This window comes from Pseudonocardia asaccharolytica DSM 44247 = NBRC 16224 (genome assembly GCF_000423625.1).
GTDB classification, from domain to species: Bacteria; Actinomycetota; Actinomycetes; order Mycobacteriales; family Pseudonocardiaceae; genus Pseudonocardia; species Pseudonocardia asaccharolytica.
In genome coordinates, this window is record NZ_AUII01000014.1 from 86221 (window position 1) to 111651 (window position 25431).

The following is a 25431-nucleotide window of genomic DNA, read 5'->3' on the forward strand; positions in this document are numbered from 1 at the left end:
TGGCGCGCCTCGGCGTCGCGGCGAGAGGGTATCCGATCAGGTGAGTTCGATCGATTCGGACGTGGTGCTGCTGACGTGTGACGGTGGTGCGGCGGAACGTCGTCGGGGCATCCCCGCGGGCGGAGCGACGCGGATCCCCGCCGTCCTGGCGAACGTCCCGGCCGTGCAGGTGCCGGCGAATCCCGGGCGCGCCGAGATCGATCCGGTGCTCGCCGAGTACCGGCCCGCCCGGTTGATCGTCGCCGGGCGCGACGCCGACCTGAGCGCCGTGCTGGTGCGGCTGTTGCGCACCGAGCGCCTCGGAACGACCGAGGTGGCCTACGTCCCGACGAGCCGCCGGTCGGCGGCGGCGCAGGTGTGGGAACTGCCGCGCGATCCGGCGCGGGCCGCGGCGTTGGCGCTGGACGGGACGGCGTCGGCGGTCCCGCTGATCCGCGACGACGCCGGAGGCGTGCTGGTCGGGCGCGGCGAGGTGCGCGGGCTGCGCGGCGAGGCCTACTGCGACGAGCGGCTCGTGCTGCGCGGGAGCGTGCGGCGGCTGCACGTCGAGGCCGGCCCGCGGGGAGTGTCCGCCCTGCCCGGCCGTGGGGTGCAGGCCGCCACCGGCCGGGCGCTGCAGGTGGGGTGCATCTCCGCGACCGTCGTCCACGACGGGGTGCCGCACCCGCGTGAGGTCACCCGCTGGACCTGGTACCGCCACACCTCCGATTGGCTCCTGGTCAAACCCCCCCTGTGAGTGCGTAACAGTGTTCTAACACTGTTACGCACTCACAGGGGGGTTCAGGCTGCGGCGATGTCGCCGGGGCGAGGGTGGTAACGATCGACGTACTCCTGCCCCGACAGCCCGGCGATCGCGTCCATGATCTCGTCGGTCACCGCGCGGCGGATCGCGGCCGAGCTCTCGAGACCCTCGTAGCGGGAGAAGTCGAGCGGCTCGCCGAAGCGGACCGTCAGCGGTGCGATCCGCGGGATCTTCGTTCCGATCGGCTGCACCTTCTCGGTACCCAGCAACGCCACCGGGACGACGAGCGCGCCCGTGCTCAGCGCCAGCGACGCGACACCGGTATGCCCCCGATGCAACCGCCCGTCCACCGAGCGCGTGCCCTCCGGATAGATCGCGAACACGCCACCGGAGCGCAGCACCGTGCGCCCGGCGTCGAGCGCGGCCAGCCCCGCCTTGGCGTTCGCCCGGTCGACGGGCACATAGCCCAACGCGGACAGGAACCGTGCCCCCAGCCGCCGCTTGAGGCCTCGGCCGGTGAAGTACTCCGCCTTCCCCAGGAACGAGACCGGGCGCGAGGTGACGAGCGAGATCACCGCCGTGTCCACGGCGCCGCGATGGTTGGCGGCGAGGATCACCGGCCCGGATCGCGGGATCCGCTGAGCACCCTCGACCACGGGTCGATACAGCAGCCGCGTGATCGGGGCCAGCAACCATCTGATCAACAGGTGCATCACACCACCTCTGGGATCCGGGAAACGGGTGTCAGCCTGGCACGCGTTTCCGAGAGCGGCCCGAGCCGTCAGTCTCTCGACCGCATCGCCGCCAGCGCGTCGTCCCGGCTCATCCCGCTGGCCTGCAGCAGATCCAGCGCGATGGACCGGAGCTGAGCCACCATCACGTGCTCCGCGGGACTCAGCGCTGCCCCACCCTCCCCCGTCGAGGACGACAGGCCGTGCACGATCTCGAGGACCGGTGCGCGCACCCGCGCCCGGTCCCCGTCCTCGCCCAGCTCGGCGGCCAGCCTGCCGACGGCGTTGCCGAGCGCGGCGACCGCATCCCCCAACCCGTCGACGGTGGAGCCTCGGTCGCCGAGCGCGGTATGGGCGCGGCGGGCGAGCACCCGGGTGTTGCGCATCGCGTAGTCGAGACGTTCGGCGAGCTCGTCGAAGCGGTGCAGTTCGCGGCGGCGCGGCCGGCGCAGCGGCGCGACCGCGGTGACCTCGCGCCCCGAGGACAGGGCCGCGCGCAACCCGTCGATGAGCGGCTGGCTCTGCCGGGCGCGGCGCAGCGCGGCCGCGGCGGCGGTGACGTCGCCGTCGCGCAGTGCATCGGCCATCGCGTGCAGCACCGCGGCCAGTTCGTCGAGCGCCGCCCGGGACGCCCGGCGCACCGGACGGACCGGGTCAACGGGAAGCACCGCGGCGACGACCAACCCGACGACACCGCCGACGAGCGCGTCGACGCAGCGGTCCAGTCCGCCGACGCTGCCGGGCGGGAGCAGCGTCGCCACCAGCACCGCCGACGCCCCCGCCTGGCCGACGATGAGCGTGCCGGTGTCGGCGAACACCGCAGCCGCCATCGCCAACGCCACAACCAGGGCGATCTGCCACGGGCCGCTGCCGATCACCGAGATGATCAGGTCGCCGACGAGCACCCCCAGGCTCACCCCGACCACCAGCTCGACCGCCCGGCGCAGCCGCTGTCCCAGGGACACCCCGAGGCTGATCACGGCGGCGATCGGGGCGAAGAACGGCTGGATGTGTCCGACCAGTTCCGCGGCGACCCACCAGGCGAGACCCGCGGAAACCGCGCACTGCACGATGGGCACGGCGGCTACCGTCAGCCTGCGGGCGCGCTTCGCGACCGCGGCCCGCGCCCGGGTGGGCACCGCGGCCTCGGTCAGGTCAGGCCGAGCGCCGCCGGGGCGGCGGGGTCGGATTCGGCGAGGAAGGTTCGGCAGCGCTCCATCTCGTCGGTCTCGCCGATCGCCTCGGCGGCCCGCAGCAGCGCGGCGAGGGCACGCAGGAAGCCCCGGTTGGGCTCGTGCGACCAGGGAATCGGGCCGAAGCCCTTCCAGCCGTTGCGGCGCAGGTGGTCGAGCCCGCGGTGGTAGCCGGTGCGCGCGTAGGCGTATGCGTCGATCGTCCGGCCCTCGGCGAGCGCGGCCTCGGCGAGCGTCGCCCAGGCCAGGCTCGAGGTGGGGTCGGCCGCCGCGACCTCGGCCGGATCGGTGCCGGCGTCCAGCGCCGCAGCGGCGGGATCGACCGGGAGCAATGTCGGATCTGGGCCGAGCAGGTTGCCGTGCAAGCTCATGCGGCACATCCTGCCCGGTCGTGGGGCCGTACGCGGTAGGCGGTACCGGCGCAACCGCCTACCGCGCGATCGGACGTCAGCGTCCGACCGTGCGGCCCGACGACTTCAGGTTCTCGCAGGCCTGCACCACGCGGTCGGCCATCGCGACCTCGGCGACCTTGAGGTAGGAGCGCGGGTCGTAGGTCTTCTTGTTGCCGACCTCGCCGTCGATCTTCAGCACGCCGTCGTAGTTCGTGAACATATGCGTGGCGATCGGCCGGGTGAAGGCGTACTGGGTATCGGTGTCGATGTTCATCTTCACCACGCCGTAGCTCAGCGCCTCGTGGATCTCCTCGAGCAGCGATCCGGAGCCGCCGTGGAAGACCAGGTCGAACGGCTTGGCACCGGTCTCGAGACCGAGCTTCGCGCAGGCCACCTCCTGGCCCTGCTTGAGGATCTCCGGGCGCAGCTTCACATTGCCCGGTTTGTAGACCCCGTGCACGTTGCCGAACGTCGCGGCCAACAGATAACGACCCTTCTCCCCGGCGCCGAGAACCTCGACGGTCCGCTCGTAGTCACCCGGGGTGGTGTAGAGCTTCTCGTTGATGGCATGGGCGACGCCGTCCTCCTCGCCGCCGACGACACCGATCTCGACCTCGAGGATGATCTTGGCTCGGGTCGCCTCGTCCAGCAGTTCTGCCGCGATCTTCAGGTTCTCCTCGAGCTCGACCGCGGAGCCGTCCCACATATGCGACTGGAACAGCGGGTTCTCGCCGCGGGCGACCCGCTCCTGACTGATCGCCAGCAGCGGCCGGACGAAGCCGTCCAGCTTGTCCTTCGGACAGTGGTCGGTGTGCAGCGCGACGTTCACCGGGTACTTCGCCGCGACGACGTGCGCGAACTCGGCCAACGCGGTCGATCCGGTGACCATGTCCTTGACGGTCGTGCCCGACAGGAACTCGGCACCGCCGGTGGACACCTGGATGATCCCGTCGCTCTCCGCCTCGGCGAAACCACGCAGGGCGGCGTTGAGCGTCTCGCTGCTCGTCACGTTGATCGCCGGGAAGGCGAACCCGCTGCTCTTGGCGTTGTCCAGCATCTGGTTGTAGATCTCGGGGGTGGCGATCGGCATGTGTCGGCCTCCTCGATGTCTGCGGCTTCAGCCGCCAGTATCGCCCATCCGAGGATGGATACCCCGGGTGCCGGATCCGGACGCAGATAGGGTGTGCCGGGTGAGTGCAGACGGGATCGAGCGCGCCGTCGAGCAGACGCTGAGCAGGTTGCGTCGCATCGACAGCCGCCCAGGCCCCTCGCTGCCCGAGACCGCCGCGCAGGCGGCCCCGCGCACCCTCGCCGACCTCTACCGCGACCACCGGACGCGGCTCGTCCGGCTCGCGATCCTGCTCGTCGACGAACCGGGGACCGCGGAGGACGTCGTCCAGGAGGCGTTCACCGGGCTGCATCGGAACTGGTCGGGGCTGCGCGACGAGTCGGCCGCCCTCGGCTATCTGCGCACCGCGGTCGTCAACGGGTCCCGCTCGGTGCTGCGCCGGCGCCGGACGGCGCGCGACTACGTTCCCCCGCACCAGGTCAACGCCCGGTCCGCCGAGTCGCTCGCGATGCTGTCGGCCGAGCACCAGGCCGTCGTCGACGCGCTGGCGACCCTGCCACCGCGGCAGCGCGAGGTGCTGGTACTGCGCTACTACGGCGGGTTGTCCGAGGCCGAGATCGCCGACGCGACCGGGATCAGCCGAGGTACCGTCAAGTCGACAGCGAGCAGGGCCCTGGACGCGGTGGCCAGGGCGATGGCCGGGCGAGCGACGAGACGATGAGCACGATGGACGATCCCGAGCAGCGACTGGCCGAGGCCCTGCGAGCCCGGGCCACGCAGGCCGGGCACCCCGCCCCGCCGCCCCCACCCCCGCAGCAGGTGCCCGGCTTCCGGTCGGCCCCGCCCAATCCTGCCCCCGGCTCGCGCCGCGACGCCCCGGCGCGCAGCCTGCAGGCCCAGGCCGGCTGGGCGTTGCTCATCGCGCTGATCGCCGGCGCGGTGTTCGGCTGCGCGCTCGGGCTGCTGTCCGTACTCGCGCCGGGACTGCTGCCCCCACTCGGGTGATCTCTGTTGACGGGTACCGTCGTGTTCCGTGACGCCTCTCGCCACCAGCACTCTCGCGCTCGGCCCGGAGTGGCTGAAACCAGACACGATCATCGAGTGGTTGGGCCCGTGGGCCCTGGTCGGCCTCGCGGCGATCGTGTTCGCCGAGTGCGGCCTGCTCATCGGGTTCTTCCTGCCCGGTGACTCGCTGCTGTTCACCGCCGGTCTGTTCGTCGCGCACAACTCGATCAAGGCGCCGCTATGGCTGACCTGCCTGATCCTGGTGGTCGCGGCGTTCGCCGGGAACGTGACAGGATACTGGATCGGCCGCTCCGCGGGGCCCGCCATCTTCGACCGTCCCCGGTCCCGGCTGTTCAAGCCCCAGCACGTGGTCAAGACCCAGGAGTTCTTCGACAGGTACGGCAACCGGGCAATCGTGCTCGGCCGGTTCGTCCCGATCGTGCGGACGTTCATCACGGTCATGGCCGGGGTCGGCCAGATGGAGGCGCGGCGCTACCTGACCTACTCGCTGATCGGCGGCGTCGCCTGGGCGGCGGGCGTCACCGTCCTCGGCTACTTCCTGGGCCAGTTCGACGTCGTCAAGGACAACATCGAGTTCATGCTCGTGCTCATCGTGCTGATCTCGGTGCTGCCGATCATCATCGAGATGTACCGCGCCCGCCGGGCCGCACGCCGTTCCGCCACCGGGCCTCGTCACCTGCGCTGATCGACCGTCAGCCGGGCCGCCGCCTCCAGCAGCATCCATCCCGACAGCTGCACCGACAGATCGGCCTCCGGGGTGTCGCGGGCGGGGATTCGTGCCGGGCGGCGCCAGTCCTCGGCGAACACCGGGCCGCCCTCGGCCTCGGCCCTGTTCGCCCACACCGACTCGGCGCTGGCGAGCACCAGCCGACCGGCGTCGGCAGCCAGCTCGCGGCGGCGCAGGGTCGCCTCGGCGAGATAGCGGGCGAGGATGCCGTTGAACAGGCCGCCGTCGCCGGCATCGGTGCCGCCGGGGATCACCCCGTCGGCGCCGGCGATCCGCTCGGCGACGGCCGCGAGCACCGCGGCCGCCCGGCGCACCCACCGCGGATCGCCGTCACGCTCAGCGAGCTCCACGCACGCGCCCAGGTAAACACCCTGGCAGTAGGTGTAGATGGCGGTCTCGACCAGGCGCACCGAGCCGTCGGGGTGCACCCGGACGCCGTCGCGGACGAGCCCGATGTCCGGATCGACCAGGGTGGCGGCCATCCAGTCGGTGATCTCGACGGCCGCCCCGAGCTGCCCGCCGCGGGCCAGCAGGATGGCGGCCGGGCCGTTCGCCGGGGCGTTCTTGAAATCGTCCCCGCGCCGCCACCAGATCCCGCCTCCGCCGTCGGAGGTCCAGCCCGCCCGCAGCTGCCTGGTCACAGCGCTGAGCGCGGCCCGTCCCGAGGGCCCGACCCGCGCGCCCGCCCGCTGCACGGCCAGGCCGAACCAGGCGACGTCGTCGTAGTAGGCGTTGGTCCAGCGGCCGAGGTTGCGCAGCCGCACCGTGCGGACCAGCTGCGCGATCGCCGCGTCCCGCTGCCGCGTCGGCGCCCGCAGCTGGGCATCGACGAGGCAGTCGAGCAGATGGGCCTGCCACCAGTAGTGCCATGGCGACAGCGGCGCCGGCATCCGGCGCGGCCAGCGCACGCGGCCGATCCGGGTGCCCGGCAGCACCCCCGCGAGCCTGCGCAGGTGACGGTGGGTGACGGCGCGTTCGGCGAGCGCAGCGCGATCGGCCCAGCACCGGGTCATGCCTCCGATCCTCGCACCGGGTTCTGTCGGTGTCCGTGCCTAGCCTGCGCCGCATGAACCGCAGCGAACAATTCATCCATCAGGCCGATCAGTACGACACCTGGCAGCGGGACACCATCCGGCGCTATGGATGGGCGTTGCAGGCGGTGCTCGCCGAGGGGGACTCTCCACCGTTTGTCTACACGGTCGGTCTGACCGGGTTCGGCCATCCCGAGCTCATCCTCTTCGCGACGACCCAGGCCACTGCCGCGACGGTCCTCAACGAGCTGGGCGAGATGGTCCCCGCGGGTGCCCGGCTCGAGGCCGGCCGGGCGGCGCGGGTGTCGGCGGGGCGGGTGCAGTTACTCGCGTTTCCGGACTCGGCCGACTGGCTGCTCGCAGCCCAGTCGCTCTACCGGCGGTCGGGCGCACCGCCAGCCCCGGTGCTGCTGGTCGTGCCCGAGGACGGGCTGGTCGAGACGCCCGGAGAGGACCGGCCCTGCCCCTGCTGCTCGTGATCCACTCGGCTACCAGGCCCTTGTGAGGTCCGCATGGGCGCGGATCCAGGTGTGCATGGCGATACCCGCGGCGACCCCGGCGTTGATCGAGCGGGTGGAGCCGAACTGGGCGATCGACACGACCAGGCTCGCCGCGGCACGCGCCTCGCCCGTCAGGCCGGGCCCCTCCTGCCCGAACAGCAGCAGACACTGCCGAGGTAGCCGCGCCGTCTCCAGCGGCACCGCCCCCGGCGTGTTGTCGACCGCCACGATCGCCAGCCGGTGCTCGGTCGCGAACCGGACGAGCCCCGCCACGTCGGCGTGGTGATGGATCTGCTGGTAGCGGTCGGTCACCATCGCTCCCCGACGGTTCCAGCGTCGCCGCCCGATGATGTGCACCCCCGCCGCCGCGAACGCGTTGGCGGTCCGCACCACCGTCCCGATGTTGTGGTCGTGCCCGAAGTTCTCGATGGCGACGTGGAACGGGTGCGCGCGGGCTGCGAGATCGGCGGCCACAGCGTCGCGTCGCCAGTACCGGTAGACGTCCACCACGTTGCGCCGGTCGCCGTGCTCGAGCAGAGCGGGATCGTAGCGTTCGTCATCGGGCCATGCGCCGCGCCCACCCGGCCACGGCCCGACGCCCACCTGCCCGGGCACCGTCCATTCCGTCGGTCCGGCGGGCACGGTCTCCTGCTCGGTCACACTCCGATGATCCCGCTGCCGTGCCGCGCGCCCAACACGGCGGGCCCGCCGCGACTCGCTCGCGCGATTACCCCGGCTCGGGCTCGGAAATAGCGCGACTCGCGGGGACGGGAGCGGGCTGTGCGCCCGGTAGCCCGATCTGCACCCCGGTGTGTCCGCGATGCGCCCCGACGACGGCCGCGTGGTATTCCTCCAACCGGGCGAGGAAGTCCGGATCGGTGTAGACGCTCCCGTCGACCATCGGACCCTTGGCACCCGACAACACCGCCTCGACGTCCTCACCCGAAAGGGTTTTCCGCGTCTCCAGCGCGTGCGCGAGCGCCAGAACGGCCGCGCGGTTGTCCCGCAGGATCATCTCGGCCCGGTCTAGCAGATCGGAGAGCTGGTCCTCGATCCGGTCGGCCAGCGCCTTGCGCAGCATCGTCTCGGTGCTCTCGCCGTGCTTGCCCGGTGCGCCGCGGCCGCCGCCGGGGCTACCCACCTCGAGCCTGCGCGCCGTGGAGTACGACGACACGGTCGAGCCCATGCCCCAGAAGCCCTCCATGAACGAGGCCAGGGTCGTCGCGGACTCCAGGTCGCCCGACACCCCGGACGAGCTGTCGCCGTCGAAGAACATCCGCTCGCCGGCCAGCGAGGCCAACGAGACGAGGATGTCGGCCTCATACTCCGAACGCCAGCGGGTGAACTGGTCCTCCGGCGGGATGCTGGCCACCATCCCGAGGTAGTCGCTGCCCTTCTCGATCGTCGCGAGGTCGATCTCCATGTGCTCGCGCACCCGGAACGCGACGACGGCGTGACAGCCCTCGTGCACCGCGACCGCGTGCCGCTCACGCTCGATGTACTCGACGTCCTCGGGCGGGCCGAGGTCTTTGAGTTGCTTGGCCCGGAGGACGTCGCGCCAGGTGATGACCTTGCGGCTGTCCCGGATCGCCATGATCAGCGCCTCGTTGACCAGGTCCTTGATGGTCGCGCCGGTGGTGTACGGGGTGATCGTCGCGAGCTTGTCGAGCTGCGCGGCGGTGATCTCGTGCGGCACCTTCGCGAAGTAGCCCTCATAGGTGCGGATCCGGCCGGCCTTGCTCGGGTAGCCGACCTTGTAGATCCGGTCGATGCGGCCGGGCCGCAGCAGCGCCTCGTCCAGCGCCTCGGGCATGTTGGTCGCCATCATGACCAGGATCCGGTACTGCGGCGGTGGCTTGGGCCGCATGCCCAGCGCCCGGCGTCCCCACCGGTTGATCAACCCACGCGGCTTCTTCAGCCCCGACAGCTCCGTGAGCAGGGCCTGCAGGGTGCCCATGCCGGCGCCGCCGCCGCCGAGCCCACCCATCACGAAGCGGCTGCGCCGAGCGGGCTCCGCGGGCGGATCCGGGGCGGCGACCCGCATCGCCTCGCGGGCCAGCAACAGCCGGGTGTCCTCGGAGAGGTAGGAGAAGCCGTGACAGCCCGTCGCGTGGAACGGGGCCGGGCGCATCCCCCGCGGACCACCCGGGCCGGTCTGGGCGAGCGCGCCGCGGTTGCCGAGCGCGTCCGCCTCGTCGAAGAAGACGATCACGCCGCCGTACCGGAGGGCGAGCTTTCGCAGCTTCCGGAACAGCGACTTGACCTTGAGGATCCCCACGCCCATGAACATGTTGATGAACGCGCCAGGGTCGACGAAGACATACGGCCTGCCGGTCTCGCCCGCCACCGCCTCGGCCATCAGCGTCTTGCCCGTGCCCGGGGGCCCCCACAGCAGGATGCCGCCCGGCACGTATCCGCCCTTGCGCTCGATCTCCTCGGGCCGCTCCAGGAACAGAATGTTCTCCTTGATCCGCTCGAGGACGTGGTCCTGGCCCCAGACGTCGCGGAACCGGGTCTTGATGTCGTCGGGGTAGTAGGTGTCGACGCCGCCGCGCGAGAGCAACCAGAACAGCCCGATGAACTGGAACGCGATGAAGAAGAACGCGAACGCCAGCTGCAGGATGAACGGCAACGCGGACCAGATGAGCGCCGGCAGCTGGAACACCGCGAACACCGGCGAGGTCTGCAAGATCTGGGCGGCGACCAGCGCGAACAACACGATGATCGCGACGATCTTGAGCAGCCGGCCGATCCGGAACCGGGTCCAGTCGGAGAACCGGCGCTTGACCATACGATCGGTTCCACCGAAGATCTTCTCGTTCCAGAACCGGTGATAGGCCGACCAGTGCTCGCTCACCAGAAAATGTACCTGGCGCAGCAGCTCGATGCCGAACAGCCACAGCAGCCACTGCGATTCGACGAGGCGGATCCGCAGCGAGTCGATGAACGGCAGCAGCGGGTTGTCCGCCATCGCCGCCCACACGATCACCAGGAAGGCCACCGCGAACAGCAGCAGCAGCCGGACCCGGTCCCACATCGGCATGGGCTTGCGCTTGGCGTGCGACGCGGCCGCAGTGGTCATGGCTGCTCCCGGACGGTGAACGAGGAGATGACGCTCTCGATCTCCTGCTCCCGCTGTTGGAAGCACTGGGCAGAACAGCGGGCGAAGGCGAGGTAGAGCTTGCTGGCGTCGTCGTTGAGGTAGCCGATCTGGTCGATGACCTGGAGCGGGCCCTCCTGGATCCGGTACTGGTACTCCGAATGCACGCCGCGCACCCCATGGCCGGGTGTGAGCACCTCGTCGGTGATCAGCGTGAAGTCACTCAGCGTCGACGATCCGCTGAACTCGAGCTGCTGGCGAGCCGTCGGCGACACCGGATAGACGAGATCCCGGATGTGATCGAGCCCCAGTTGCCCGCGGACGTCCTCGGGGATGGTCTGCACGCTGACGAACACGACGGGGTGCGCGGCGTCCGGCCCGAACAGATGCGACGGCGACGGCTGGCTGTCGGCGTCATAGGCCTCCATCCAGAATCCCTGGTCGCCGGCGGCCGGATCGATCCCGAGGATCTCGGCGAGCTGCCGCTGGTCGATCGGCCGCCAACTCGCGGGAACCTTGATATAGGTGTGCTCCGCGGAGTTCGCGACGTAGGTGAACGACGGTGCCCCGCAGCCCACCAGCGCCAGCAGGACCGCGACGATCGCCACACATGCCATCGCGAACCGCTGTCGCCCCGCCCGGACAGTCATGCGTCCTCCCCGCCGTGACCTATCCGTGACTTGGAAGTATGCGGCACGAGTGGCCGGTGCGCCTGCACCGAACAGGTTGCACGAAACGGCTCGTCAACAGCGGCCGTGAGTGCGTAACAGTGTTAGAACACTGTTACGCACTCACAGGAGGTTGAGGTCGGCGAGGCCGAGGAGGGAACGGTAGAGGGCCCCTTCGGCCTCGATCGCCTCCCGGGCCCCGGTGTTGCGGTCGACGACGGTCACCACGCCGACCACGGTGGCCCCGGCGTCGCGGACGGCGCGGACCGCGGTCAGCACCGACCCGCCGGTCGTGGAGGTGTCCTCGACGACGAGCACCCGGCGCCCGGTCACGTCCGGGCCCTCGATGAGCCGCTGCATTCCGTGTTCCTTGGTGGACTTCCGCACGACGAACGCGTCGACGGGCCGGGAGTCCGGCTCGAGCGCGGCGGCGTGCAGCACGGCGGCGGCGACCGGGTCCGCACCGAGGGTCAGACCGCCGACCGCCTCGTAGTCCCAGTCGGCGGTGAGCACCCGCAGCAACCGCCCGATCAGCGGCGCGGCCTCGTGCTGGAGGGTGACCCGGCGCAGGTCGACGTAGTAGTCCGCCTCCGCCCCGGAGGCCAACGTGACCCGCTGATGGATGACGCCCAGGTCGCGGACCAGGGCGGCAAGCCGGTTGCGGGCGGTGTCGGGGGTGGTCACTGGTCCTCCTCGGACGGCGGTCACGTACGGTCGCGGTCGAACCGGCTGATCAGCGTGCGCAGCACGCCGCGGGGCAGCAGGTCCGCCAGCCCGACGATCGCCTTGTACTGGGGGCTGGGTACCGAGACGACCTTGCCGCGCGCGAGATCGGCCAGGCATTCGTCGACGACGCGTTCGGCGTCGAGCCAGAGCGGTCCGCTCCGGTCACCGACATCGATGCCGGCGCGGGCGTGGAACTCGGTCCGGACGAACCCCGGACACAGCGCGAGCGCCTGCACCCCGGTGCCGGCGAGCGACGCCGCCACCCCCTCGGTGAAGGTGATCACCCACGACTTGTCGGCGGTGTAGCTGGAGCCGCTCCCGGTCAGGAAACCGGCCACGCTCGCCACGTTGACCACCGCGCCGCGGCCGCGGCCGACCATGCCGGGCAGCGAGGCTCTGGTCAGCTGCAACACGCTGGTGACGTTGACATCGAGCTGGCGCTGCAACGCCTCGGCCTCGGCCTCCAGGAAGCCGTCACCGACGGTCATCCCGGCGTTGTTCACCAGCATCTCGACCGGGGCGCGATCCGGGTCGGCGAGCCGGGCGCTCACCCGCCGCCGGTCGGTGGAGACAGCGAGGTCGGCCGGTAACACCTCGACCGAGGCACCCCGTCGGCGCAGCCGGTGCGCCGACGATTCGAGCCGGTCGGCATCCCGGGCGACCAGGACGAGGTCGTGCCCGTCCGCGGCCAGCCGCGCCGCGAAGGCGGCGCCGATGCCGGCAGTGGCTCCGGTGATCAGGGCGGTGGGCACGCCCACAGACACTAGTGTCCGGCGGCGCGCGGCTCACCGGCGACGGCGTTCTTCCCGGCGATCGTGTGCTGGGTGCGGCCACGCCCGGCGACCCGGGCGCCCAGCCGCAGCGTCCGGCGGGGCAGCTCGATGAACCCGCTGACCATCCGGTACACGATCCCGGGCGCGGAGACGACCTTTCCTCGGCGGTTGTCCGCGAGGCAACGGGCGACGGCCCGGCCGGCATCCATGATCAGGAAGCCCTGCCGGAACGCGGCGTCGGGGTGGATCTCGGCGACGAGGTTGGTGCGCACGTAGCCCGGGGTCAGCGCGGTCATCCGCACCCCGGTGCCCTGCAGCGATGCCGCGATGGTGTCGGTGAACGCGATCGCCCACGCCTTCGTCGCGCCGTAGGACGACCCGCGCGGCGGCAGAAACCCCGAGAAGCTCGACACCGTGATCACCGATCCGCGACCGCGCTCGATCATCCCCGGAAGAGCCGCATGCGTCAGCCGCAGCACCGCGGTGATGTTGACGTCGATCTCGCGCTGCAGGGCCGGGAGCGCGGCCTCGGCGAACTCGTCGCGGATCTCGACGCCGGCGTTGTTGACCAGCACGTCGACCGGCGCGGCGGGGTCGGCGAGCCGGGCCTCGACGGCCGCGCGGCCGACAGGCTCCGCCAGGTCGGCGACCAGCGGCTCGACCGCGACGCCGTGCCGCGCTCGATGCCGGGCCGCGGCCTTCTCCAGCTGGTCCCGGCCACGGGCCACGAGCACCAGGTCGTGGCCCTCGACGGCCAGTTGGTCGGCGAAGGCGGTACCGATACCCGAGCTGCCGCCGGTGATGAGAGCGATGGGCACCCGGCGAGGCTAGTGGATGAATCGGGCGAATCCTCCATCAGTGACTCTTCGGCACCGTCTGCCCCTGCTCGAGCGCCGTGGCCACCTCGGCCATATCGGCGAGCAGGTCTTGCAGCCGCTCCGGCGTGGCCTCGACGGGCGCGGCCGCGAGCACCCAGGAATCCTCGGCCCAGAGCAGTTCGATGTCCTCGCCGATCGCGTCGCCCGCCGAGGCCAGCCGCTCGGTCAGCAGCGGCTTGACGGCCTCGGCATCGGACACGAAGGCGTAGCGCTCGCCGACCGGCTCCAGCAGATCCAGGCCCGCGTCGTCGGGCAACGGGGCCGACGGCAGCCGGAGCTCGACCGCGGCGGGCAGTTGGGTCCGGACCTGGACGGCGGCGAGCACCGAGCCGACCCGCCCGGCCTGCTCGTGGTCGAACACGTAGGCCTGGCGCGGTCCGTCGGGCGTCGGGACCATGCCGCTGATCAGGTTTCGGGCCACTCCGGGCCCACCCTGGTGAATCGTGCCGTAGCGCCAGCGGCTGGGAAGGACCGGATCGCTGTCCGCGTGTTCCCACTCGTGCAGCGCGGCCCACCGCTTCCGGTCGCGGATACCTCCGCTGCCCCGCGACCGGTCGACCAGCAGCAGAACGCCCCCGGCCAGCAACGCGACCGCGGCTATGACGAACCACACCGAGGATGGGATGCCCACGCGCGGAGCCTAGCCCCGGGGACCCCCGGGGGCCGGTAACGCCACGATCATCCGGACGGGTATCGCCCGAACAGATCGTCATCGGCGGGCCGGGAGGCCTGCCACCCCCGCAGCTCCGCGTCGGCCTTGGCGTCCTCCTTGCCACGCTCGACGACCACCTTGGCGCCCGGCAGCCGTCCGAGCTCCTCGGCGGCACCCGCCACGGCCGGCGACATCCCCAGCGGATTCTCCCCGGGAGCCGGCCGCCGCAGCGCACCGGAACCGGTCGCCCCGGCGCCGATCCGCTCGACGCCTCGCGCGACCGCGTCGGACACGTCGTCGAGCCGCCCGCAGGTCCGGCCGAGCGAACCGGCCAGACCGGTGAGATCATCCAGCAGCGACCCGATCCGGTCCGCGATCATCGCCGCCACCTGGCAGGCCCGGTTGACGGCCCAGGCGACGGCCGCGGCGAGGGTGGTCCCCGCGCTGGCCACCGCGGCGACCACCGCGCCGATCCCGACCATGATCAGATCGGCGACGAACGAGGCGACGACGTCCCGGACGAGTGCCCGCACCGTGCCCACCAGCTCGCCGGTACCCAGGATCAGCACCGCGAGCTCATCGGCCTGGGCTCCCATGTTCCGCAGCGCGGTCGTGTAGCAGCGGGCCGCGGCGCGGTACGCGTCGGCGGCGGCGCCCTCCCACCCCGGCAGCGCACCGGCCTCGTCGCGGTACCGGCCGACCACCGAGCGGAGCTCACCCGCCACGTTGTGCCAGGTCCGGGCCTGGGCCCTGATCTGGGTGGGGTCCCCGGCGAGCGCGTCGAGCGGCTCGTGCAGGAACGCGACGTGCTCGATGAGCCAACCGATCCCGGCCTCGAGGAGCGACCCGAGCGGGTTCATGACCAGGCCCAGCGCATCGAGGCCGGCCCCCGCCGCGGAGAACGCCGCCAGCTGCGCGTCCCCGCCGGTGAGGCCCGCGGTGAGGTCGGCGACGCTGGAGAACACGCCGGCCCCCTCCCAGTTGGCGGGCTCGGCGTCCTCGTTCTCGGGCGCGGCGATGAGCGGGTTGGTCACCGGAACCCCCGGAACATGGTCACGACGCCCCGCTCCACCGCCGTGTAGTCCGCCCCCGAGTACCGCACGCCGTCCGCGAACGAGGTCGCGGCCCGCGCCATCACGGAGACGACGACCGAGGACCGCGCCGCCGTCTCGGCCGCGGCGTCGGCGAAGATCTGCCCGATCAGGCCGTAGGCGTCGCGGGAGAGCGGCCTGCCCGCATCGGCGGCGGCGCCCAACCGGTCGGCCACCACCTCGACCTGCCCCGCATGCGAACCGAGCGCCGTCAGGTCGACGGCGAACCCACCCCTCACCGCGCTTCTCCGGAGGGCGGTGCGGCCAGCGCCGAGCGCACCACGCGCATCGCCTCGCTGGTCTCGCCGATCAGCGGGGTGATCGCGGCGGCCGCCAGCTGCGCGGCCTGCGAATGCGCCCGCCGGGCGGTGACCAGCACCGCCTCGGCGAGCTGGACCCGGGAAAGGCCCTCGGCCGCGCGGCCGAGGGCCAGTCCCTGCAGGGCGCCTGCCGGGTTCACGGTGACCGTCACCGCCCCGTCCGGGCTGCTCGCGCTGGCCCGGACGGTGGCGAGCTCGGCGTGCGCCTGCGCGGCGCGGCGGGCGATATCGTCGGTGCGCCGGCGGTAGCCGGGGAGCCACTCGGGTGCGTCCATGCCGGACAACGGTAGGCACGAGCGGCGTTCGCCGTGGCGTTTTGCCCGGACTCGTGGCGCCGGTCAGGCGGCCGCGACCGGCAGCCCCTTCCCGACGACGAGCCCGCCGGTACCCCCGCCCGCGCCCGGATCGAGGTCGACGCGCACGCTGTCCCCCTCGCGGATGGCACCCGCGAGCAGCTCCTTGGCCAGCTGGTCACCGATCGAGGCCTGCATCAGCCTGCGCAGCGGGCGCGCCCCGTACACCGGGTCGAACCCGTTCATCGCCAGCCATTCGCGGGCCGCCTCGGACACGTCCAGGGTCAGCCTGCGCCTGGCCAGCCGCTCACCGAGCAGCCCGAGCTGGATGTCGACGATCTTCGTCAGCTCCTCGGTCGACAGCGCGTGGAACACCACGACGTCGTCGAGCCGGTTGAGGAACTCCGGCTTGAAATGGGTGCGCACGACCGCCATGACGGCGTCGCGGCGACCCTCGTCGTCCAGACCGGGATCGGCGATCGCCTGCGAGCCGAGGTTCGAGGTCAACACCAGGATCGTGTTGCGGAAGTCGACCGTGCGGCCCTGGCCGTCGGTCAGCCGTCCGTCGTCGAGCACCTGCAGGAGCGTGTCGAACACGTCCTGGTGTGCCTTCTCAACCTCGTCGAAAAGCACCACCGTGTACGGGCGCCGGCGCACCGCCTCGGTGAGCTGGCCGCCCTGGTCGTAACCGACATAGCCGGGCGGGGCCCCCACCAGGCGCGCGACGCTGTGCTTCTCGCTGTACTCGCTCATGTCGATACGGACCATCGCCCGCTCGTCGTCGAACAGGAACTCCGCGAGCGCCTTGGCCAGCTCCGTCTTGCCGACGCCGGTCGGGCCGAGGAACAGGAACGACCCGGTCGGCCGGTTCTCGTCGGCGATACCGGCCCGGGCCCGGCGCACGGCGTCGGACACCGCACGCACCGCCTCGGACTGGCCGATCACCCGCTTGCCGAGCTCGTTCTCCATGCGCAGCAGCTTGGCCGTCTCGCCTTCCAGCAGGCGGCCCGCCGGGATTCCGGTCCACGCCGAGACGACGTCGGCGACGTCGTCGGGTCCGACCTCCTCCTTGAGCATCAGGTCGGCATCCGGTGCGGTCGCGGCCGTCTGCTCGGCGAGCTTCTTCTCCAGCGCCGGAATCTTGCCGTAGCGCAGCTCGGCGGCGCGGCCGAGATCACCGTCGCGCTCGGCCCGCTCCGACTCCCCGCGCAGCGCCTCGAGCTGCTCCTTGAGCTCACGGACCGACTCGATCGAGGTCTTCTCGTTCTGCCAGCGCGCGGTCAGCGCCGACAGCTCCTCCCGCTTCTCGGCCAGCTCGGCACGCAGCGCGGCCAGCCGCTCCCGCGACGCCTCGTCGTCCTCCTTCGCCAGTGCCATCTCCTCGATCTCCAGCCGCCGCACGGCCCGCTCCACCGTGTCGATCGCGACGGGCCGGGAGTCGATCTCCATGCGCAGCCGGGAGGCCGCCTCGTCGACGAGGTCGATCGCCTTGTCCGGGAGGAACCGCGCGGTGATGTAGCGATCGGAGAGCGTCGAGGCGGCGACCAGCGCGGCGTCGGTGATCCGGACGCCGTGGTGGACCTCATAGCGCTCCTTCAGCCCGCGCAGGATGCCGACCGTGTCCTCGACGCTCGGCTCGCCGACCAGCACCTGCTGGAAGCGGCGCTCCAACGCGGCGTCCTTCTCGATGTGCTGGCGGTACTCGTCCAGCGTCGTGGCGCCGACCATCCGCAGCTCACCGCGGGCGAGCATCGGCTTGATCATGTTGCCGGCGTCCATCGCACCCTCGCCGGTCGCACCGGCCCCGACGATCGTGTGCAGCTCGTCGATGAAGGTGATGATCTGGCCCGCCGAGTCAGTGATCTCCTTGAGGACGGCCTTGAGCCGCTCCTCGAACTCGCCGCGGTACTTCGCGCCGGCCACCATCGAGCCGAGGTCGAGGGCGACCACCCGCTTTCCGCGCAGCGACTCCGGAACGTCACCGGCCACGATCCGCTGGGCCAGCCCCTCGACGATCGCGGTCTTGCCGACTCCGGGCTCGCCGATGAGCACCGGGTTGTTCTTGGTGCGCCGCGACAGCACCTGCACGACCCGGCGGATCTCGGTATCGCGGCCGATGACCGGGTCGAGCTCGCCCTTGCGGGCCCGCTCGGTGAGATCCACGCCGTATTTCTCCAGGGCCTGGTAGGTGCCCTCCGGGTCGGGGCTGGTCACCCTGGAACTGCCCCGGACCTTGGTGAACGCCTCGCGCAGCGCCTCGGGGGTGGCGCCGTGGCGGCGCAGCAGATCGGCGACCGCGCCGGGCGTGGACGCGAGCCCGACCAGCAGATGTTCGGTGGAGACGTACTCGTCGCCCATCTCGGTGGCGAGCTGCTGGGCGGCGGTGATCGCGGCGAGCCCCTCGCGGGACAGCTGCGGCGCGCTGACCGTGGAGCCCGCCGCCGAGGGCAGCCGGTTGCCGAGCCGGGTGAGCTCGGTGCGCACGGCGGCCGCGTCGGCGCCGACGGCGGCCAGCAACGGCGCGGCGATGCCGTCGCCCTGCGCGAGCAGCGCGCCGAGCAGATGCGTCGGACCGACGTCGGGGTTGCCGGCGAGGGTGGCGGCCTGTGCGGCAGCCGAGATCGCCTGTTGGGTCTTCGTGGTGGGGTTGAAGGAGTCCATCCCCGCGTCCTCCTGCGTCGTGATGTCGCTGGGCTCCAGTGGACCACTGCGCCCGTCGTCGTACTCAACGTCAAAAAAGTTGAGTCTGTTCCACTCAGGTTTGGTTTCGGTGCGCGGGGACGCCGGGTCATCCATCGCCATCACCACGGTGCGCGCAAGACGCCACTCAGGTGGGAGCAGCGGCTATGATCACGGTCTGGCGCCTCATCGGTGCCACCCCACGTGATCGCCGTCCCCGAACGGATGAACGATGACTGGTTTAGCGCCGAGCGCGTTTAGGGTCGTGACTCCGACCCCCATGCGGGCGCCGACGCCGCCCTGACCGACCACGAGCGAGGAGAGTGTCGGCCCGACATGACCGCTGAGCCACTGTTCACGACAGACCTCTCCGCGGACCGTGCGACGACCTCCCCCGACACGGGCACGACCGAACTCACCCGGCGCAGCTGGGCCGTCGTCGAGCCTCGCGCCGACGAGGTCGGCAGCCAGTTCTACGCCATCCTGTTCCACATCGCCCCCGAGGTGCGGGATCTGTTCCCGGTCAACCTGGAGGTGCATCGGAGCAGGCTGATCCGTGCGCTGGTCCATGTCGCGCACCAGACCGACGACATGGACGAGCTCCTCCCGTTCCTGCACCAGCTGGGGCGCGACCACCGGAAGTTCGGCGTGCGGCCGGAGCACTACGACGCCGTCACCACGGCGCTGGTCGGCGGGATTCGGAAGGTCAGCGGCGAGGCCTGGACGCCGGAGGTGGAGGACGCCTGGCGGGAGACCTTGGCGCTGGCCGCGACGGCGATGCGAACCGCGGCCGACACCGAGCGCGGACCGGCATCGTGGATGGGCCGGGTGGTCGAGCACACCCGGCACGGCTGGGACATCGCGACGCTCACCGTGCAGACCAGCGAACCCCTTCCCTACCGGGCCGGGCAGTACCTGAGCATCGAGACGCCGCAGCGTCCGCGGCTGTGGCGCTACCTGTCGCCCGCCAACGCCCCGCGCCAGGACGGCACCATCGATTTCCACGTCCGCGCGGTTCCGGGCGGCTGGGTCAGCCGGGCCATCGTGGCGCACGCCAACGTCGGCGACACCTGGCGGATCGGCTCCCCGATGGGCCGGATGGGCGTGCGGCCCGACAGCGACCGCGAGCTGCTGATGGTCGCGGGCGGAACCGGGGTGGCCCCGATCAAGGCGCTGCTCGATGACCTCAGCCAGCGGCAGCGGCAGCCGCGCACGCAGGTGTTCGTGGGCGGCCGCACCTGGGAGGACCTCTACGACTTCGACGCCCTGCGCAGGCTGTCGTACGCAGGCGCCTGGCTGGACGTCGTGCCGGTCGTCGAACAGGACGACCGCGCGTCGGGCGCCGAACGCGGCACCCTCGCCGACGTCGTCACCCGCTACGGTGCGTGGGCCGACCACGACGTGCTGGTGTCCGGGTCCCCGGCGATGATCCGGGCCACGGTGTCGCGCATGCTGGTCGCCGGCACGCCGCTCGACCGCATCACGTACGACCCGTTCACGATGGAGTAGGAAGGCAGCTCACCTCAGGTGTCCTGCCGCGGCTTCGGCCGCCAGACCACCAACGCCTGCCGCCGGTCGACCGGGACCAGATCGCGTCGATAGGACTGATGCACCATCGCCGCGGCCTGCTGGGCGGCCGCCTCCGCGGCGGCCAGCTCCTCGGTGAGCTCGGCGATCCGGCCGCGCAGCTCGTCGACCAGCCGTTCGAGCTCGATGATCCGCTTCACGCCGGCGAGGTTGACCCCGTCGACCTGGGAGAGCCGCTGCACCTCGCGCAGCAGTGCGATCTCGCGAGCCGAGTAGCGACGGCCCCCGCCCGGCGTCCGGCCGGGGCTGACCAGCCCCAGCCGGTCGTAGCTGCGCAGGGTCTGGGCATGCAGCCCGGCCAGCTCGGCGGCCACCGAGATCACGAACACCGGGCTGTCGAGGGTGGCGCCCGGCGGCAGCGACTCGTCGGCGCCGCCGGTGTCCCGGGATCGTGTGCTCATCTCATCGCTCACCTCCCGCCGAGCAGATCGGCCCGCGGATCGAATGCCTTGGTCGCATCGGCGTAGGCCCGCAACGCCTCGGTGGCGGCGCCGTCGAGCTTGCTCGGCACCGCGACCTCGAGGGTGACCAGCAGGTCGCCGGTCTTCCCGGAGCGGCGGCGCACCCCACGGCCGCGCACACGCAGCGTGCGGCCGCTCGCCGTACCGGGCGGGACCTTCAGCGAGACGGACCCGTCCAACGTGGGCACCGTCAGGGTCGTGCCCATCGCCAGCTCGGGGAACGTCACCGGCACCTTGATCGTGAGGTCGTCGGCGTTGCGCGCCGAGCGCCCGAACAGCCGGTGCGGGGTGACGTGCACGGTGACGTACAGATCGCCCGCCGGAGCCCCGCCGCGTCCCGGCTCGCCCTGACCGGCCAGCCGCACCTTCTGCCCGTCGTCGACACCCGCCGGGACCCGCACGGTCAGCGTGCGGGTGCGAGCGCTGACGCCGACGCCGCCGCATTCGGGGCACGGGTCGTCGATCAGCCGTCCGGTGCCGCGGCAGTCCTGGCATGGTTCGGAGAACGCGAACGCGCCCTGGCTGTGGCTCACCAGCCCGACGCCGTTGCAGGTCGGACAGGTGCGCGGCGTGCTGCCCGGCCTGGCGCCGGTGCCACCGCACCGTTCGCATCGTCCGGGTGAGGTCAGCCGGATCTGCACCTCGGCGCCGCGGACGGCGTCCTCGAACGAGATCCGCAGCTCGCTCTCCACGTCGGCACCGCGCTGCGCGCGGTTCGCCCCCGTCCGGGTGGCGCCTGCTCGACCCCCGAACAGCCCGCCGAGCAGGTCGCCGAGACCCCCGGCCCCCGACGCGGCGCCGGGGCCACCGGCCCGGGCGAACAGGTCTCCGAGATCGAAGGCCTGCCCGCCCGCGCCGGCACCGAACCCGCCGGGGAATCCTCCGGCGCCCGGGGCGCCGGAGAAGGCGCCGCCCGCGAACAGCGCGCGCGTCTCGTCGTACTCGCGGCGCTTGTTCTCGTCCGAGAGCACGCCGTAGGCCTCGGACACGGCCTTGAACCGCGCCTCGGCCTTGGCGTCACCCGGGTTCGCGTCCGGGTGCAGCTCCCGGGCCAGCTTCCGGTAGGCCTTCTTGATCTCGTCCGCGGACGCGTCGGAGGCGACGCCCAGTTCGCGGTAGAAGTCCTTTTCGATCCAGTCGCGCTGGGTCACTCCGCCTCCTTCCCGTGCTGTGGCTCAGTGGGACGTCGGGTCGGCCCCGCCGCCTGCGGCATCCCTGGTATCTCGGGCATCCCTGGTGTCCGAGGCCGCATCCGCCGGGCTCTCGGCGCCGGCCCCGCTGCCGTCGTCGATCTTGTCGACAACGATGACCATCGCCGGCCGCAGCAGCCGATCGCCCATCCGGTAGCCCCGTCGGAGCACGGCGGAGATCACCGTGATCGTCGGTGCGAGGGCGTCCGTCGCCTCGTGCTGGACCGCCTCGTGCTGCGTCGGGTCGAACACCTCGCCCTCGGCGCCGAAGGGTTCGAGACCCTGCTTGGTCAGGATGTCGGTGAGCTTGTCGGCCACCGCCTTGAACGCGCCGTTCAGGTCGCCGTGCTGCTCGGCCCGATCGAGATCGTCGAGCACGCTGAGCAACTCGAACAGAACCTGAGCCTTGGCCCCGGCGAACACGCCCTCCCGGTCGCGATCGACACGCCGCCGGTAGTTGGCGTACTCGGCCGTGACCCGCTGCAGATCGGCCGTGCGCTCGGCGACCTGGCTCTCCAGTTCGGCCAGCCTTGAATCCGCACCTGCGTCCGCGACGGGCTCGGGCGCCGGGCCGGGAGCCCCCGCCGGCTGCTCGCCGACCGGGGCCCGGACCTCGCCCGTCACCGGGTCGACGCGCCGTCGATCGCGCACCACGACCCGCTCGCCCTCGTGCTCACCGTCGCGGTCCGCGTTGGCGCGGGGACCGTCGTGGGTGCTCACTTGTTGTCCTTGCCCTCGTCCACGATCTCGGCATCAACGACGTCGTCGGCACCCGGGTCGGCGCCGGTCTGCTGACCGCTCGGACCGCCGGCGGCCCCGGCAGCGGCAGCATCGCCGCCCTGTTGCTGGTAGAGCGCCGAGCCGAGCTTCTGCGACTCGGTGGCGAGCTTCTCCATGGCCGCATTGATGGCGTCGGAGTCGGTGCCCTTCAGCGCCTCCTGCGCCTGCGCCAGCGCGCCGTTCACGCTGTCCTTGACGTCGGCCGGGAGCTTCTCCTCGTTCTCCTTGACGAACTTCTCCGTCTGGTAGACGAGCGTCTCGGCCTGGTTGCGGACCTCGGCCTCCTCGCGGCGCTTGCGGTCCTCCTCGGCGTGCTGCTCGGCCTCGCGCATCATCCGGTCGATCTCGTCCTTGCCCAGGGCGGATCCGCCGGTGATGGTCATGGCCTGGCTCTTGCCGGTGCCGAGGTCCTTCGCCGAGACGTTGACGATGCCGTTGGCGTCGATGTCGAAGGAGACCTCGATCTGCGGCACGCCGCGCGGGGCGGGCGGCAGTCCGGTCAGCTCGAACATGCCGAGCTTCTTGTTGTAGGCCGCGATCTCGCGCTCGCCCTGGAACACCTGGATCTGCACGGACGGCTGGTTGTCGTCGGCCGTGGTGAAGATCTCCGACCGCTTGGTGGGGATCGTGGTGTTGCGCTCGATCAGCTTGGTCATCACGCCACCCTTGGTCTCGATGCCCAGGGACAGCGGGGTGACGTCGAGCAGCAGGACGTCCTTGACCTCGCCCTTCAGCACACCGGCCTGCAGCGCCGCTCCGACAGCGACGACCTCGTCCGGGTTCACGCCCTTGTTGGGTTCCTTGCCGCCGGTGAGCTCCTTCACCAGTTCGGTGACCGCCGGCATCCGGGTGGAACCGCCGACGAGCACCACGTGGTCGATATCGCCGACGGAGATGCTGGCGTCCTTGATCACCTGGTTGAACGGGGCCCGGGTGCGGTCGAGCAGGTCGGAGGTGATCCGCTGGAACTCGGCGCGCGAGAGCGTCTCGTCGAGGAACAGCGGGTTCTTGTCCGCATCGACCGTGATGTAGGGCAGGTTGATCGTGGCGGTCGACTGGCTCGACAGCTCGATCTTGGCCTTCTCCGCGGCCTCGCGCAGCCGCTGCATCGCCATCTTGTCCTTGGTCAGGTCGATGCCCTGGGCGCTCTTGAACTTGTCGACGAGCCAGCTGATGATCCGCTCGTCCCAGTCGTCGCCGCCGAGGTGGTTGTCGCCATTGGTCGCCTTGACCTCGACGACGCCCTCGCCGATCTCCAGCAGTGAGACGTCGAACGTGCCGCCACCCAGGTCGAAGACCAGGATGGTCTGCTCCTTCTCACCCTTGTCCAGCCCGTAGGCCAGCGCGGCGGCGGTCGGCTCGTTGACGATGCGCAGGACGTTCATGCCCGCGATCTGGCCGGCCTCCTTGGTGGCCTGACGCTGCGCGTCCTCGAAGTAGGCCGGGACGGTGATCACCGCGTCGGTGATCTCTTCACCCAGGTAGGCCTCGGCGTCGCGCTTGAGCTTCTGCAGCACGCGCGCGCTGATCTCCTGTGCGGCGTACTTCTTGCCGTCGATATCGGGCGTGGCCCAGCTGCTGCCCATGTGCCGTTTGACGGATCGAATCGTCCGGTCGACGTTGGTCACGGCCTGGTTCTTGGCCGACTGCCCGACGAGGACCTCGCCGTTGCGCGCGAACGCCACCACCGACGGGGTGGTGCGCGAGCCCTCCGAGTTCGCAATGACCGTCGGCTCGCCACCCTCCAGGACGGCGACGACGGAGTTGGTGGTCCCGAGGTCGATACCGACCGCACGAGCCATGGTGGTTGCCTCCGTGGTTTGCGTACTTGAGCCGATCTGACTCAATTCTCCACAAGACCCGCCCCGGCCGTCAAACCGACCTTGAGCCGATCTCGCTCAACTTCCTCGTACCAGCCCAACGCACACCACCCCGACCTTGTTCCCGGCGAGTCGCGGGATTCCCGAGCGCGAGTCGCGGCCTGCTTCTCCGAACCGCCCCACGGCATCCGGTCGCCGCTCTACGCTGCCGATCATGCCTGTGTCCCCGCGTCGAGCCGGGCCCAGTTCCAGTCCGCCGTGGACAGCCTGCGGATGCAGATCGACCGGGAGACCGTGCTGCAGGCGCGTGCCGTGCTGCTGGCGGAGGCGTACCGGTTGCGGACGAAGCTCGACAGCCACAGCAAGGACTTGGGAGTCAGGCTGTGTGGCGGTGACCCGATCTCGCCGGTCGCCGCGCAGGCGTTCAACGAACGCATCCGCGCCTTGATCGACACCACACTCCGGCGGGCCACTACCGTCAGCTGCGCCGCCTGGCTCCGGGCGGACGCGACATCGTCACGATCAGCCGCTGGACCGGGCAGGCCTGCTCCGCGACCTCGGCGAGCTCGTCGCCACGGTCGGTCCCGCAGCACACCGACCCGAGGCCACCCGTCGCGGCGATGCCGGGCAGGCCCGACTCGGTCGCGGGAATCCCGCGACTCGCGGGGATGGGCTAGTGAGTCGCGCCAGGAATCCGGTCAAGATATGCGGCGAGTCGTTCGAGGATCTCGTCCGCGGTCTTGGTCCAGGCGAAGGGCCGGGGGTTGTCGTTCCAGCTCTGGATCCACTCCCGGATGTCGCGTTCGAGGGCTTGGAGGTTCTTGTGGACCCCGCGGCGGAGCCGTTGGTCGGTCAGCAGCCCGAACCAGCGTTCGACCTGGTTGAGCCAGGACGAGTAGGTCGGGGTGAAGTGCAGGTGGAAGCGCGGATGGCGCTCCAGCCAGGCACGGACCACGGGCGCCTTGTGGGTGCTGTAGTTGTCGCAGACCAGGTGTACGTCAA

28 protein-coding genes are annotated in these 25431 nt (G+C 71.4%); 6 read left to right on the top strand and 22 right to left on the bottom strand.

Translation table 11 applies throughout. From position 1 onward, the window contains the following. Positions 1-40: 40 nt before the first annotated feature. Positions 41-736 carry a hypothetical protein gene (locus G567_RS0116125; RefSeq protein ID WP_186814209.1) on the top strand — a complete coding sequence of 232 codons (696 nt, stop codon included), beginning with the start codon at positions 41-43 and terminating at the stop codon, positions 734-736. Between the two features lie 44 nt (positions 737-780). Here the strand turns inward: G567_RS0116125 and G567_RS0116130 are convergent, their stop codons facing one another. The 4 genes from G567_RS0116130 to fbaA form a co-directional block, all read right to left on the bottom strand. Continuing rightward, a complete protein-coding gene (locus G567_RS0116130) occupies positions 781-1458 on the bottom strand; it encodes a lysophospholipid acyltransferase family protein (RefSeq protein ID WP_028930796.1) in 678 nt (225 codons plus the stop codon). Positions 1459-1523: 65 nt separating this feature from the next. Then, positions 1524-2612, bottom strand: a complete 1089-nt coding sequence (locus G567_RS0116135; protein WP_186814208.1) for an FUSC family protein — start codon at positions 2610-2612, stop codon at positions 1524-1526. An 11-nt stretch (positions 2613-2623) separates the two neighbouring features. Beyond that, a complete protein-coding gene (locus tag G567_RS0116140) occupies positions 2624-3037 on the bottom strand; it encodes a DUF3151 domain-containing protein (RefSeq protein WP_147201071.1) in 414 nt (137 codons plus the stop codon). A 76-nt stretch (positions 3038-3113) separates the two neighbouring features. Then, the gene (fbaA, locus tag G567_RS0116145) at positions 3114-4148 is read right to left on the bottom strand and encodes a class II fructose-bisphosphate aldolase (RefSeq protein ID WP_028930798.1); all 1035 of its coding nucleotides are present in this window, start codon (positions 4146-4148) and stop codon (positions 3114-3116) included. Positions 4149-4248: 100 nt separating this feature from the next. Between fbaA and G567_RS0116150 the strand changes: the two genes are divergently transcribed. From G567_RS0116150 to G567_RS0116160, 3 genes are read left to right on the top strand one after another with little or no spacing between them, the layout of a single operon-like run. Beyond that, on the top strand, positions 4249-4848 hold the full coding sequence (locus G567_RS0116150) for a SigE family RNA polymerase sigma factor (RefSeq protein ID WP_245585668.1): 600 nt from the start codon (positions 4249-4251) through the stop codon (positions 4846-4848). Further along, complete coding sequence (locus tag G567_RS0116155; RefSeq protein ID WP_147201070.1) at positions 4845-5132, top strand: hypothetical protein; 288 nt, start codon at positions 4845-4847, stop codon at positions 5130-5132. The genes G567_RS0116150 and G567_RS0116155 overlap by 4 nt, the downstream gene beginning before the upstream one ends. A gap of 28 nt (positions 5133-5160) precedes the next feature. Next, positions 5161-5838, top strand: coding sequence for a DedA family protein (locus G567_RS0116160; protein WP_028930801.1), 678 nt, complete (start codon positions 5161-5163; stop codon positions 5836-5838). Here G567_RS0116160 and G567_RS0116165 read toward each other — a convergent pair. Continuing rightward, the gene (locus G567_RS0116165; RefSeq protein WP_028930802.1) at positions 5826-6893 is read right to left on the bottom strand and encodes a glycoside hydrolase family 76 protein; all 1068 of its coding nucleotides are present in this window, start codon (positions 6891-6893) and stop codon (positions 5826-5828) included. The genes G567_RS0116160 and G567_RS0116165 overlap by 13 nt on opposite strands. A 53-nt stretch (positions 6894-6946) precedes the next feature. Between G567_RS0116165 and G567_RS32245 the strand changes: the two genes are divergently transcribed. Beyond that, complete coding sequence (locus tag G567_RS32245) at positions 6947-7390, top strand: DUF4262 domain-containing protein (RefSeq protein WP_051233181.1); 444 nt, start codon at positions 6947-6949, stop codon at positions 7388-7390. A gap of 9 nt (positions 7391-7399) precedes the next feature. Here the strand turns inward: G567_RS32245 and G567_RS0116175 are convergent, their stop codons facing one another. From G567_RS0116175 to clpB, 11 genes are all read right to left on the bottom strand, one after another. Beyond that, positions 7400-8071 carry a TrmH family RNA methyltransferase gene (locus tag G567_RS0116175; RefSeq protein WP_028930803.1) on the bottom strand — a complete coding sequence of 224 codons (672 nt, stop codon included), beginning with the start codon at positions 8069-8071 and terminating at the stop codon, positions 7400-7402. 67 nt (positions 8072-8138) lie between these two features. After that, a complete protein-coding gene (locus G567_RS29325; RefSeq protein ID WP_037057454.1) occupies positions 8139-10493 on the bottom strand; it encodes an AAA family ATPase in 2355 nt (784 codons plus the stop codon). Beyond that, the gene (locus tag G567_RS0116185; RefSeq protein WP_147201069.1) at positions 10490-11161 is read right to left on the bottom strand and encodes a hypothetical protein; all 672 of its coding nucleotides are present in this window, start codon (positions 11159-11161) and stop codon (positions 10490-10492) included. The genes G567_RS29325 and G567_RS0116185 overlap by 4 nt, the downstream gene beginning before the upstream one ends. A 141-nt stretch (positions 11162-11302) precedes the next feature. After that, on the bottom strand, positions 11303-11863 hold the full coding sequence (pyrE, locus tag G567_RS0116190; protein WP_028930805.1) for an orotate phosphoribosyltransferase: 561 nt from the start codon (positions 11861-11863) through the stop codon (positions 11303-11305). 20 nt (positions 11864-11883) lie between these two features. Next, entirely contained in the window at positions 11884-12657 is a 774-nt protein-coding gene (locus G567_RS0116195; protein ID WP_028930806.1) for an SDR family NAD(P)-dependent oxidoreductase, read from the bottom strand. 11 nt (positions 12658-12668) lie between these two features. Further along, entirely contained in the window at positions 12669-13496 is an 828-nt protein-coding gene (locus G567_RS29330; RefSeq protein ID WP_051233182.1) for an SDR family NAD(P)-dependent oxidoreductase, read from the bottom strand. A 37-nt stretch (positions 13497-13533) separates the two neighbouring features. Continuing rightward, entirely contained in the window at positions 13534-14187 is a 654-nt protein-coding gene (locus tag G567_RS29335; RefSeq protein ID WP_037057455.1) for a type III secretion system chaperone family protein, read from the bottom strand. Positions 14188-14234: 47 nt separating this feature from the next. Beyond that, the gene (locus tag G567_RS0116210) at positions 14235-15242 is read right to left on the bottom strand and encodes a PPE domain-containing protein (RefSeq protein ID WP_028930807.1); all 1008 of its coding nucleotides are present in this window, start codon (positions 15240-15242) and stop codon (positions 14235-14237) included. Then, positions 15239-15538, bottom strand: coding sequence for a type VII secretion target (locus G567_RS29340; RefSeq protein ID WP_037057456.1), 300 nt, complete (start codon positions 15536-15538; stop codon positions 15239-15241). Before G567_RS29340 ends, G567_RS0116210 begins: the two co-directional genes overlap by 4 nt. After that, positions 15535-15894, bottom strand: coding sequence for a YbaB/EbfC family nucleoid-associated protein (locus G567_RS29345; RefSeq protein ID WP_051233183.1), 360 nt, complete (start codon positions 15892-15894; stop codon positions 15535-15537). The genes G567_RS29340 and G567_RS29345 overlap by 4 nt, the downstream gene beginning before the upstream one ends. Before the next feature lie 63 nt (positions 15895-15957). Continuing rightward, positions 15958-18573, bottom strand: a complete 2616-nt coding sequence (clpB, locus tag G567_RS0116225) for an ATP-dependent chaperone ClpB (protein WP_028930808.1) — start codon at positions 18571-18573, stop codon at positions 15958-15960. A 354-nt stretch (positions 18574-18927) separates the two neighbouring features. On the opposite strand from clpB, the gene G567_RS0116230 reads away from it, so the two are divergent. Beyond that, positions 18928-20100, top strand: coding sequence for a globin domain-containing protein (locus tag G567_RS0116230; RefSeq protein ID WP_028930809.1), 1173 nt, complete (start codon positions 18928-18930; stop codon positions 20098-20100). A 14-nt stretch (positions 20101-20114) separates the two neighbouring features. Here the strand turns inward: G567_RS0116230 and G567_RS0116235 are convergent, their stop codons facing one another. The 6 genes from G567_RS0116235 to G567_RS0116265 form a co-directional block, all read right to left on the bottom strand. Next, the gene (locus tag G567_RS0116235; RefSeq protein WP_028930810.1) at positions 20115-20579 is read right to left on the bottom strand and encodes a heat shock protein transcriptional repressor HspR; all 465 of its coding nucleotides are present in this window, start codon (positions 20577-20579) and stop codon (positions 20115-20117) included. 8 nt (positions 20580-20587) lie between these two features. Then, positions 20588-21790 (bottom strand): molecular chaperone DnaJ, encoded by a 1203-nt coding sequence (dnaJ, locus tag G567_RS0116240; protein WP_028930811.1) that lies wholly within the window; start codon positions 21788-21790, stop codon positions 20588-20590. Positions 21791-21814: 24 nt separating this feature from the next. Continuing rightward, positions 21815-22549, bottom strand: a complete 735-nt coding sequence (grpE, locus tag G567_RS29350; protein WP_084796184.1) for a nucleotide exchange factor GrpE — start codon at positions 22547-22549, stop codon at positions 21815-21817. After that, positions 22546-24411, bottom strand: a complete 1866-nt coding sequence (gene dnaK / locus G567_RS0116250; RefSeq protein WP_028930812.1) for a molecular chaperone DnaK — start codon at positions 24409-24411, stop codon at positions 22546-22548. Before dnaK ends, grpE begins: the two co-directional genes overlap by 4 nt. Positions 24412-24641: 230 nt before the next feature. Continuing rightward, complete coding sequence (locus G567_RS0116255; protein WP_147201068.1) at positions 24642-24866, bottom strand: hypothetical protein; 225 nt, start codon at positions 24864-24866, stop codon at positions 24642-24644. A 236-nt stretch (positions 24867-25102) separates the two neighbouring features. After that, positions 25103-25431 (bottom strand): IS630 family transposase (locus G567_RS0116265; RefSeq protein WP_028928952.1); only part of this gene is annotated, 329 nt, incomplete at its 5' end.